At 68.5% G+C, this 10,564-nt stretch carries 9 protein-coding genes; 4 read left to right on the forward strand and 5 right to left on the reverse strand.

Translation table 11 applies throughout. The features are described from left to right. Positions 1-72: 72 nt before the first annotated feature. Complete coding sequence (locus FK256_RS00645) at positions 73-1,437, reverse strand: ATP-binding protein (protein WP_141423316.1); 1,365 nt, start codon at positions 1,435-1,437, stop codon at positions 73-75. A gap of 125 nt (positions 1,438-1,562) precedes the next feature. Here FK256_RS00645 and FK256_RS00650 point away from each other — a divergent pair, with 125 nt between their 5' ends. From FK256_RS00650 to FK256_RS00660, 3 genes are all read left to right on the forward strand, one after another. Beyond that, positions 1,563-3,659: a PspC domain-containing protein gene (locus FK256_RS00650; protein WP_141423317.1), complete on the forward strand. Its 2,097-nt coding sequence runs from the start codon at positions 1,563-1,565 to the stop codon at positions 3,657-3,659. Positions 3,660-3,739: 80 nt separating this feature from the next. Then, positions 3,740-4,369 (forward strand): hypothetical protein, encoded by a 630-nt coding sequence (locus FK256_RS00655; protein ID WP_141423318.1) that lies wholly within the window; start codon positions 3,740-3,742, stop codon positions 4,367-4,369. 162 nt (positions 4,370-4,531) lie between these two features. After that, the gene (locus tag FK256_RS00660) at positions 4,532-4,918 is read left to right on the forward strand and encodes an SdpI family protein (protein ID WP_141423319.1); all 387 of its coding nucleotides are present in this window, start codon (positions 4,532-4,534) and stop codon (positions 4,916-4,918) included. 180 nt (positions 4,919-5,098) lie between these two features. Here FK256_RS00660 and FK256_RS00665 read toward each other — a convergent pair whose 3' ends face one another. Further along, the gene (locus FK256_RS00665) at positions 5,099-5,692 is read right to left on the reverse strand and encodes a DJ-1 family glyoxalase III (RefSeq protein WP_141423320.1); all 594 of its coding nucleotides are present in this window, start codon (positions 5,690-5,692) and stop codon (positions 5,099-5,101) included. 111 nt (positions 5,693-5,803) lie between these two features. Then, positions 5,804-7,336, reverse strand: a complete 1,533-nt coding sequence (locus tag FK256_RS00670) for an alpha-amylase (protein ID WP_141423321.1) — start codon at positions 7,334-7,336, stop codon at positions 5,804-5,806. A 128-nt stretch (positions 7,337-7,464) separates the two neighbouring features. On the opposite strand from FK256_RS00670, the gene FK256_RS00680 reads away from it, so the two are divergent. After that, positions 7,465-7,851 carry a type II toxin-antitoxin system death-on-curing family toxin gene (locus FK256_RS00680; protein ID WP_141423331.1) on the forward strand — a complete coding sequence of 129 codons (387 nt, stop codon included), beginning with the start codon at positions 7,465-7,467 and terminating at the stop codon, positions 7,849-7,851. On the opposite strand, the gene FK256_RS00685 is transcribed toward FK256_RS00680, so the two are convergent. Beyond that, positions 7,844-8,962, reverse strand: coding sequence for a 5-methylcytosine restriction system specificity protein McrC (locus FK256_RS00685; protein ID WP_141423322.1), 1,119 nt, complete (start codon positions 8,960-8,962; stop codon positions 7,844-7,846). The genes FK256_RS00680 and FK256_RS00685 overlap by 8 nt on opposite strands. Beyond that, entirely contained in the window at positions 8,959-10,419 is a 1,461-nt protein-coding gene (locus FK256_RS00690) for an McrB family protein (RefSeq protein ID WP_141423323.1), read from the reverse strand. Before FK256_RS00690 ends, FK256_RS00685 begins: the two co-directional genes overlap by 4 nt. Between the last annotated feature and the right edge of the window lie 145 nt (positions 10,420-10,564).

Below are 10,564 nucleotides of genomic sequence, written 5' to 3' on the forward strand. Positions count from 1 at the left end.
GAAAGGACGGGGGACGAGGGGGGCTGTCAGGGGCAGGATATGACGGAGCCAACGATAGATGGGGCGGCGGGATCAGGTGGGAAGGGACAGGACCACCTCCGTGCCGGTCTCCAGACGGCGCACCCGCGCGCTGCCGCCGTGACGCTCCATGCGGGCGATGATGGACTGGCGCACGCCGTGGCGGTCCTCGGCGATGGCGTCGAGGTCGAAGCCGGGACCGCGGTCGCGCACGAACACCTCGAGGCGCTGGTCGCCCGCCTCGACGTAGAGAGAGACCGGCGGGGCGCCGTGGCGCACGGCGTTGGACAGGGCCTCGCGGGTGGCTGCGACGATGACCTCGGTGTCGCGGTCGGGGGCGCGGTCGCCGACGCACACGACGTCGACGGCCACGCCGTGGCGGTCCTCGATCTCGCCTGCCAGGTCGGTGAAGGCGTCCGCCACGGAGGTGCCCGGCGCGGGACGGTCGGTGTAGAGCCAGGCGCGCAGCTCACGCTCCTGGGAGCGGGCCAGGCGGGCGACCGTCTCGGGCTCCTCGGCGCGCTTGCGGATGAGGGTGAGGGTCTGGAGGACGGAGTCGTGCAGGTGAGCGGCAATGTCGGCGCGCTCGGCCTCACGGATCTCGGCGGCGCGGGTATCGGCCAGGGCCCGGTTGGTCCGCAGCCACAAGGGCGCCAGCACCACGCCGATCCCCGCCACGAGTGCCCCTCCCGTGACGAGCCCGGAGATGAGCTTGTAGGGCGAGCTGTCCGCGGCCACCCACACCAGGATGCCAACGACGGCCAAGCACACCCCACCCGCGACCCGTAGAACAGCGCCCAGGTTGCGGTCCGGGCCCACCAGGTTGTCCATCTGGGACCAGGCCAGGGCGGCACCGGCGATGATGACGACGACGATTCCCACGGCGCCGACCCGGTCAAGCAGTCCGAATCGCCAGGAGGCCAGGAAGAGGGCCGCCAGGATGAGGGAACCGCCGTCGATGACCGTCTGCGACAGGCCGGAGACGGAGCCGCCCTCGGCGGCTTCGCTCCCAGCACCCCCGGTCCCCCTGTCATCCGTGGCGCGGGCGGCCAGGCGGGCCCGGGAGATCGGCGAGGCTGACCCGGATCCCGCCGGGCTGCTCTCCCCGGGCAGCGTTGCCCACAGCAGAGCGTAGAGGAGGGCGCCCGCGCCGCCCCCGAGCGCGAGGACGACCATGGCCGCGCGGATGTAGCGCACGGGGATGCCCAGGTGGAGACTTAGTCCTGCGCAGACCCCGGCGATACGGGCGGGCCTGCGCAGCCGGGCGGTCTCCTCAGGCAGGTCCGCCGGAGCCGGCACCAGGTGGTGGGGCGAGCGACGCAACGGGGGCCGCTGCGGGGGCGGCGGGGGGCTCCACGACTGCCCCGGTCCGGCGGTGGCCGGCCCGGGCTGCGCGGCCCACTGCTGAGCTGTCGTCATGGCACCATCGTGGCACGTCAGAGTCGCTGATCCGATCGTCCCCCGGTGGATTCGGGGGTCAATCGGGGATCATTCAGGGGGTCCCCTGATCGTGGCGCGGGGCGCGGGCGCGAAGAATTGACGGCATGAACGACATGCCCACTCCCCCGTCAAATGGCGGCTCGCCCGCCGACTCCACCTCTTCCGATTCCTCCGGCACTGCCGGTTCCCAGGCCGGCGGCGCTCAGTACAGCTCCCAGCAGCGGCCGCACTACGGACCGCAGCCCGACCCCGGCCCCGCGTACCAGCCCTACGGGGAGGCCCAGCCTGGCCCCCGGGACGGCTCGACGCATCGTTTCTTCAACTCCCTGCGCGGCTCGGGCCTCATGCGCACCAACGAGCGCTGGGTCGCCGGCGTGGCCGGCGGCGTGGCCCACCGCTTCGGTCTGGACCCCATCCTGGTTCGCTGCGTGTGGGTGGTGCTCTCGATCTTCTCCGGAATCGGGTTGGTCCTCTACGGCGTGGCCTGGGCGCTCCTGCCCGAGGAGTCCGACGGGCGCATTCACCTGGAGGAGGCTCTCTCCGGCCGCTTCAACGCCGGTCTGGCGGGCGCCATCGGCATGACGATCGTCGGCATGTCAACCATCGGCGACGGTTTCATCCCAGGCTGGTACATCGGCCTGTGGGGGCTCCCAGGAATCGCCGCCCCCGTGTGGACGCTCTTCTGGCTGGGGCTGACCCTTCTAGCCGTCGTTTTCGCCGTCCGCTTCGCCCAGAACCGTCGCGGAGGTCGCGGCGCGCCTCGCAGTCCCCAGGGGCCTCAGCCCTGGCAAACCGCCCAGCAGAACGCATCGCAGGCGCCGGGGAGCCGCACTAGCGACCAGACCGGCCAGGCCGCTTCACCTACGGCCTCAGACTCCTCCGTCTCCTCCACGTCTTCCACCTCCTACGCGCCCGGCTCCAGCGCCCCGACCTTCGGCCGCCCGACGAACGGTCCGACCTGGCAGAACCGCTCCTACCGGCAGTACCAGCCCTACCAGCCGGCACCCGCACCGGCCCGCCCGCCGAGACCGCGCCGTCCCGGGCCCGGTTCCTCCGTGTCGTTGACCGTCCTGGGCCTGGCGTTCCTGACCGGAGCGGGAATCTGGTACGCCACGGCGACCCACCGCGTCGGCCTACTCCAGGGCCAATTCTTCCTCATCGGTATCCTGGTGGCACTCCTGGGTGCGGGTATCGTCGTCAGCGGCCTGCGTCGTCGGCACGGCGGCTGGATGACGTTCCTGGGTTGGCCAGCTCTGTTGGTCATGGCGATCCCCGCTCTCGTGGTCGCCTCGGTCACTCCCCCGAGCCTGGCCCGTATGCCCTTCGGAACCATTACCGACTCGGCCACCTTCGCCTCAACCACAGTCACGTGGAAAGAGTTGTCATCGTCGGCCAGTGGAGGCAGCGTCACCCGCAGCAAGGACGTCGGCGACCTCACCCTGGACCTGCGCGGCATGCCCGCGGACGAGGCCAGCCGACTCTCGACGATCAACGCCCACCTCGACGTCGGGCGCCTGCGCGTCAAAACCGATGCGGACCAGCCGGTGACGATCAAGACCGACGTCGACATGGGGTCGGTGGAGGCGAGGGTCTCCCGGGCCTGGACCGTCAACGGCAGGCAGATGGAGCCCGATGAGGAGGGGCCGGCCTCCTACGACGTAAACGGCAAGACCACCTCCGCCTACGCGAATATCCGCGGCGGCCTGAACATCAAGTCCACCCTGACATCCTCCGGCAGCGGGGAAGGGCGGCAGGCGATCACCATCAACGCCTCTGTGGACACCGGGGCGATCGAGGTCACCGACCAGGACGACAGCATCTCCTGGTACGGCAACGCCGATGAGTCCGTGTGGATCGTCAACTACTGGTCCGATGAGCACGGCGGCGTCCACCGCGACTCTCTGCCGATCCCGGGCATGAGCCACCAGGCCATCACGGTCGACGACGCCACGGCCTGCATCCGATCCGCCCGCGAGAGCGCGGACGCCGATGATCGCAGTCAGGACGCCAACTGGCGGGATCTGTCCGATCTCACCTCCAAGGAGCGCGCCTCCTACGACGCCTGCGTGCAGAAGGCCCTGGCCGGGCAGAGCGCTGCCGGGCCGAGCCCGGCCCCCTCAGAAACAGCCGCACCGGCACCATCCCAGACACCCACTGAGCAGCAGGCTCCCGCCGAGCAGCCTCCCGCCGACGCGGGCTGATCGACTCGGCCCCCCGCACTCGTTCGAGACACCCAGACCTCTTCCCGGGCATTCCCCGGCATTCACGCAAGGAGACCCCCATGAGCAGCACCTCGCCCGCCACATCACCTGAGGACGCAGGCGAAAACGCCGTCAAGGAGACCACCGAGGGCGCCACGAGGCCTTTTCCGGCCTCGGGCGACACCCGGCCACTGACCATGCCGCTTCCCACATCCGACGGCGTCGCCACCGACGTCCTGAGCACCGGGGAAGCGCCGGACGGCACCGACCAGACCGGTCGGCTCGCCGATGCCGAGACGGAGGCGATGACGCCAACCGACGTCCTCTCCTCCCCGGCGTCGAGCTCGGCATCAAGCCGAGATGGCTTCTTCACCGCATTCGACTCCACCCCCATCGGTCAGGACTCCACGACTGGCGAGGATCACAGGCCGTCGACCGACTCGGCGCCCGCGGCATCGGCATCTGGCCCGGTGTGGAGTGCGGGGACGGTGACCGGTGAGGGGAAGCAGCCGCAGGCACCCGGAGATATCAAGGGCTCCACGCTTCTGTGGGGGACGTTCCTGCTCCTCGTGGGCGGGCTGCTCATCGCGGCGGGCCTGGGGCTGCGATTCGACTTCACAACGACGGCGATCGTCTGCCTGGCGGGGCTGGGAGTCCTGCTCGTCGTCGTTGCCCTCATCCCCATGGGGCGCCGCAGCATCAAACCCTGATCCGATCAGCACAACCGCGCGCGGACGCACCCTGAGTCTCGTTGACTGCCCCTCACACGCGAGGGGGCGAGGTTCCAGGTGCGTCCGCGCGGGCATATCATGTAGGAAGAACTCACCGGAACCGAGAACCTCCACCACCCCGACGGACAACGAGGGACATCGATGGTTGAGACAGCATTCTCCGTACTTATGAGCCTGATCCTGGGCGTGACCGGCGTCGGACTCGTAGTGCTGGGGCGCCGGATGTCGCAGCGCAGACTGCCACCGAACTCCTGGGCAGGAGTGCGTTACGAGATCGCGCAGCGCTCCGAGAAGAACTGGTATGAGATGCAGGCCCAGTGCGCGGTGGCGGCTATAGGACTGGGCGTGGTCTTCATCGACTCGGCTCTCCTGTTCGTCATCCAGGCGGTCCTGCATGAGACGGTCTCGATCCTGATCCCCATGGCCATCACGCTGATTCAGACGGCTGCCGGCATGGCGATACTTCACGTTCAGGCCCGCAGGTGCAGAGCACTTCTTCTGAAGAACACACTCAAGTCGTCTAGATGACTGACGTCAGACAAATTAGCGAGGGGGCACATCCATCCTGTAGCCCCTCAACCGAAACCCAGCAGTCAACTGCCGAAGCCACCGCCAGCCACACAGGTAGCTAATAGGACAGCACTATCCTCACACGAGGAGACCTCACCGAAGCCAGACTTGTGATCGGAGCACGACGTCTCCGAGTCATCAGCCCTGGTAGACGATCTTGGTCTTGACGTCGTCGACGGCCTCCTCGCCGAGGTAGTGACGCACGATCTCCAGACCGAAGTCGATAGCGGTGCCCATGCCCCGCGAGGTGATGACCGGGCCGTCGGTCACGACGGCGGCCTGGCTGATCTGCGCCCCGTGGTCGGCGAGCACGCCCACGAAGCCGGGGTTCGACGTCGCCCGGCGGCCCTCGAGCAGGCCCAGCTCGGCCAGGATCGAGGGGGCGGCACAGATCGCGGCCACCGGCCTGCCGGCGCGCACCCGCTCGGTGACCGCGGCCATGAGCGGCTCGACGGCCTTGAGATTGGGGGTACCGGGGATACCGCCGGGCAAGATGAGCATGTCGTAGTCGGCCAGGTCCGCCTCGGCCAGGGTGAGGTCACAGGTGACGACGATGTTGTGGGAGGAGGTGACGGACCGCTCGGGGGTCACTGAGATCATCGTCGTCGGAATACCGGCACGGAAGAGGATGTCCACGGTCGCCAACGCCTCGACCTCCTCCAGTCCCGGCGCGATGAAGACGGCGACGGCCTTGTCCGTCTTCTGGTCGGTGGGCGCGTGGAAAGCGGGCATGTCTCCTCCAGGAAGGTCGGCTCAGATGCGTGTGGATGCCACCGTCACCCTACGCGCCCGCAGCATCGGCCGGGAAGGCGACCGCGGTTCCCGTGCCCCTTCCGACGAGCCTCAGCGCTGGCGCAGGAGGTGCTGCTCGGCGTTGTCCAGGATCGGCTTGGCGGTCTCGGGCGCGTAGACGCTCAGGCCGCCGTCGGACACGGGCAGCTCGACGTCGCCGTCATCGCCGATGGTGACCGGCTCGTGCTCGCCCAGGACGCAGATCCACTGCTCGCCGGCGTGCCGAGCCCCCACGTGGAGGCGCTTGGCGCCGGCCTTGCGGTCGGATAGGACGACGGCGAGCCCGGAACCGGGGTGGGCGTCGTCGCCCTCGCGCGCGAAGCCGACGACGTCGGGCCCGTCGAGGGCATCGTGCTGGTGGCCGTGGGCCAGCGCGCGCCGCATGGTCATGAGCAGCGGCAGCTCGGTGACGGCCGGCAGGTCGCCGGTCTCGGGGGTGCCGAACAAGTCGCCCCAGAAGACACAGGGGGTCCCGGCCTCGCGCAACAGGATGAGGGCGTAGGCCGAGGGCTTGAACCACGATTCGATAGTGGAGGCCAGCGACTGACCCGGTTGGGTATCGTGGTTCTCCACGAAGGTGACGGCGCGGGCGGGGTCGGAGGCCACGAGGGTGCCCTCGAAGAGTCGGGACAGGTCGACGTCGCCGTTGGAGGTGGAGGCGGCGTGCAGGTGGAAGTGGAGGGGGACGTCGAACAGGCTCATGAAGGGAACGGCCTCCAGGTAGCCCTCCAGTTCGGCGACGTCGCGGGTCCAGTACTCGCCCACGGCCGGCAGGGCACACCCGGTGGCGAGTCGCAGCTCGGGCAGCCAGCGGGCGAAAAAGTCGGCGCCGACGTGCTTGAGAGCATCCAGGCGCAGGCCATCGACGCCGGTGGTCTCCACGTACCAGCGCCCCCAGCGGTCCATCTCGGCACTGACGGCGGGGTCGGTGACGTGGACGTCGGAGCCCATGAGGTAGTCGTAGTTGCCGAGCTCGTCGTTGACGTTCTCGTTCCACTGCTTGCCCTCGAAGAGCCACACGCCTTGGAGCCGGCGGGCCTCGTCCCAGTCGGTGCCGTGGAAGCACGTCCAATCCCAGGTGAAGTCCGAGTAGGTGCCATTGCGCCCCGGGAAGGTGTAGCGGGTCCAGGCGGTGATCTCCTCGGCATCGCCGATGGGGCGCAGGCGGTCGTGGGGGTCGACCGGGGTGGCGCGCACGACCTCGGTGTCGTCGCCGCCCATGCGGTGGTTGAGGACGATGTCGGCCACGACGCTGATGCCGGCGGCGTGCAGGGCCTCGATGGCGGCGAGGTAGTCCCCCTTGGTTCCGTACTTGGTGGGGACGGTGCCCTTCTGGTCGAACTCGCCCAGGTCGTAGGTGTCGTAGACGCCGTAGCCGACGTCCTCCACCCCGGCCTGTCCCTTGTAGGCGGGCGGCAGCCAGGCCGAGCTCACGCCGCAGTCGGCCAAGAGGGAGGCGTTATCCGCCAGGACGCGCCAGTGAGTCGAGTCGGCGGGCAGGTCCCAGGCGAAGGCCTGGAGCAGGAGGGGGTTGACGACGTCGTCCGGGTTGGCTGGGCTGGGCTGGGCGCGGTTCTCAGTCACGGATCCGATGCTGCCAGCCCTCCCCCGACGGCGGAAGCCGAATGAGCGGCGAGTTCAAGAAGCGTCTGCCCGTATCCGCACCCGGTATGCCGAGGTCCTGGAGCGCCTTGGTCGCTGAGCAGGCACGGATGATCGAGTATTTGACGCTTGAAGACGCCCTGATACTCATTGAGGACCTCGCCGTCGGACCGGTCCGGGATCTCGGCCTGCTCGACTCGGCGCTGCACCGGCCTGGGGCCACTCTCTGGGGACGCGACGCGTACGCCACGATCGATGAGAAAGCTGCGGCCCTGCTCGATTCCCTGGTCCGCAATCGTCCCCTGGTGGATGGAAACAAGCGCCTGGGGTGGTTGGCCACGCTGGTCTTTCTGGACATCAACAGCCATTGGATCGAGGCTCCCGATGATGATGCCTATCAGCTGGTGATGGCCGTAGCGGCTGGAGAGCTCTCGCTCAAGGGGACCGCTGAGGCACTCTCTCAATGGCGCAGTCGTGACTCGGAAGAGATCAGGTAGGTGCGAGCAGGGCGGCGACGTCGTCGAGTTGGGCGGCGATCTCGGTGAAGTCCCGGTCCAGGTCGAGGGTGCGCACGTGGAAGCGGTGCCCGGTCTCGGACCAGGTCTCGCGGATCGGCGGGTCGACGGCGGTCTGGGCGTAGAGCAGCATGCCGGCGACCTCGCGCCCGCCCTGTCGGGGGTCGCTGGCCTCGTGCATGACGTAGCTGTAGATCTGATTGCGGTTGGCCGGGGACAGGATCCGCCTGTCGTAACGGGAGCCGAGGATGCGCCCGTAGCACTTGGTGTCGATGATGAGGGTCCGCGCCGGCCCGGTCAGGACAATGTCGGTGCGCAGCCCCGGAAGGAAGACCGGAGCGTCCGCGATGCCTCCGCTCACCCAGGGAGCGCCGGCACGCAGGAGGGGGTGGTGGTGGCGGAAGTAGGCCAGGACGAAGCGCTCGTACAGGGCGCTCAGCTCCTGGGGGTCGAGGAAGTCCGCGAGGCTGACTGCGCCGTCGGCACCGCTGAGCAGCCGCTCGTCCAGGACGAGCCGGCACGCCCCCATGAGCAGTCGGTAGGAACGGTTACCGCGGTGGAAGCGCAGTCTCTCCCAGTGCAGGTGCCTGAGTTCGCCGACGCTCATCACCTCGACGTCGCCCATGACGAGCAGCGTGGACTTCAGGCGCGCCCTGCGGGCCGGGGCGATGTCGCCGTGCAGGATCAGGCGCAGCGCGGCGGTCTTGAGGAGCCGGTTCATGAGGGTGTTCTCGGTGCGCTCGTCGTAGCCGCAGCGCACCAGGCTCCTGCGGCGGGCCCTGAGCCGCATCGTGGCGACCGGGTCGATGCGTCCCCGCACAACCGACAGGTCCTCGACGAAGGGCTGATAGTCCCGCTCAAAACCATGTCGACGCTGGTTGTCCAGCCCACCGGCCAGGATCGCGGCGAGCATGTCGTGGACGTGCTCGAAGTCCTCGGCCGCCAGGCGCCGGTGCTCGCTGGTCTCCAGTGCCTTGAAGGCGTAGGCGAGCATGTAGTAGACGTTCTTGAGCAGCACAGTGCTGGGACCACGCCGGTGGGGTCGGCCGGGAGATCCGTCCGGCGTCCGTCCGGGCAAAACGGTGGCCGTCATGGCAGGATGCTCTCCAGCTCGTGAATGCTCTCGTCCATCGCAGCGGGATTGTCGAACCAGTACTCGCGTACCAGCGGCTCGAGCTCGTAGCGCACCATCGAGGTCACATCCGCATCCGTGCTCGCAGGGTTCTCAGGGCTTCCTGCTGGCAGGCACAGGTAGGAGTGGCCGATCTGGAATCCGGGGCCGAGGGCCTCGTCCTCAGCGATCCGTTGGTTGAGGCGGCGTACGACGTCGACCAGCGCCTCCAGCCTCGAGCTGCCCACGGCCTCGACGTGCCTGAGGAACCCTGGGTGATCGAGGGCCGGCCTCATCTCGAAGAAGGCGAAACGGCGACGCAGCGCGTAGTCGATGAGGGCAAGGCCCCGGTCGGCGGTGTTCATCATGCCGATGATGTGGAGCCGCTTCGGGACGGACAGCAGCTCCCCGGACACGGGCAGGCGCAGTGCCTCCCCGCGGTGCTCGGCCTCGATGAGCATGAGCAGCTCGCCGAAGGCCTTGGAGATGTTGGCACGGTTGATCTCGTCGATGATGAACACGTAGTCCCGTCCCGGGTCGGCGGCAGCACGCCGGCAGAACCTGGCGAAAACGCCCTCGGCGGCCGCGAACCCGCCCTCGGCCGTGGGGCGCAGCCCGACGACGACGTCCTCGTAGGCAGTCGACTGATGGAACTGCACCACCTCCACCCGAGAGTCATCCGTCTCACCCATGAGCGCGTACGCCAGGCGCTTGGCGGCGAAAGTCTTCCCCGTACCCGGAGCGCCCTGGAGGATGAGGTTCTTCTTGCGGCGCAGCAGCCCGAGCATCTGCTCCAGGTCCTCGGGACCGACGAACACCTCCGCCAGAAAGTTCTCCCGCGTATAGATGTCGGCGATGTCGCTGGGCTCATGAGCGTTCTGGGGGCTCGTGGCAAGGGCGGAGATCATGGACGAGTCAGGGGCGTTCCGGTCCCGGAACAGTGACTCGAGCTGAACCGGGTTATAGCTCGTGTTCTCCGTGACCCGTTGCAGGGTCACTGCACCCACACGCCGGTCGAGCGGCCAGGAGCCGACATGTGTCCACTCAATGTCGCGCACGCAGCGGTAGGCGGGCCGGGCGTCGTCGTAACGGAACTCTGAGCGGACGACGCCACGCCCTATGATCTCGGTCGGACCGCGCCGGGCGTAGACGACGTCGCCAGGACGCATCGTGTGGGTGAAGTCCCGGATCATTCCTGCCGCGCCTGTCGGCCTGCCTCCCCAGTCCCCGTAGCCGGCCTCCAGCGCCTCAATCACAGCCTCCTCATTCGGGTAGCTCGTGGGGTTGCCGATCCGATCCCAGTTGAGCGCCATGATCCCGGCGGTTCGGAACTCCTCCCACTTCCCGGCGCCCTCGCCGGGAACGTAGAGCCAGTACCCGCGCTCCTGTTCCTGGGCGCTCTCAGCGCCCTCGGCCGACGCCGTCATCGGCTCCCTCATGATTCCTCCTCATTGCCCGTACCCGCAGCGCTGCGAGCACGTCCAGGGAGAATAGTAGTGCTGCCTTGCACCATCAGTACCAGCCAGGTGTGGTCGCTTCCTCGGCGGGGACAATCGACGCCGTCGGGGACGGTGGGGTCTGGTG

It is taken from the genome of Actinomyces johnsonii, from assembly GCF_006546835.1.
Taxonomy (GTDB): Bacteria; Actinomycetota; Actinomycetes; order Actinomycetales; family Actinomycetaceae; genus Actinomyces; species Actinomyces johnsonii.

Excerpts from the sequence above, each read along its gene's own strand:
- FK256_RS00645 (WP_141423316.1), bottom strand. The coding sequence starts at position 1,437 with ATGACGACAGCTCAGCAGTGGGCCGCGCAGCCCGGGCCGGCCACCGCC.
- FK256_RS00650 (WP_141423317.1), top strand. The coding sequence starts at position 1,563 with ATGAACGACATGCCCACTCCCCCGTCAAATGGCGGCTCGCCCGCCGAC.
- FK256_RS00655 (WP_141423318.1), top strand. The coding sequence starts at position 3,740 with ATGAGCAGCACCTCGCCCGCCACATCACCTGAGGACGCAGGCGAAAAC.
- FK256_RS00660 (WP_141423319.1), top strand. The coding sequence starts at position 4,532 with ATGGTTGAGACAGCATTCTCCGTACTTATGAGCCTGATCCTGGGCGTG.
- FK256_RS00665 (WP_141423320.1), bottom strand. The coding sequence starts at position 5,692 with ATGCCCGCTTTCCACGCGCCCACCGACCAGAAGACGGACAAGGCCGTC.
- FK256_RS00680 (WP_141423331.1), top strand. The coding sequence starts at position 7,465 with ATGATCGAGTATTTGACGCTTGAAGACGCCCTGATACTCATTGAGGAC.
- FK256_RS00685 (WP_141423322.1), bottom strand. The coding sequence starts at position 8,962 with ATGACGGCCACCGTTTTGCCCGGACGGACGCCGGACGGATCTCCCGGC.
- FK256_RS00690 (WP_141423323.1), bottom strand. The coding sequence starts at position 10,419 with ATGAGGGAGCCGATGACGGCGTCGGCCGAGGGCGCTGAGAGCGCCCAG.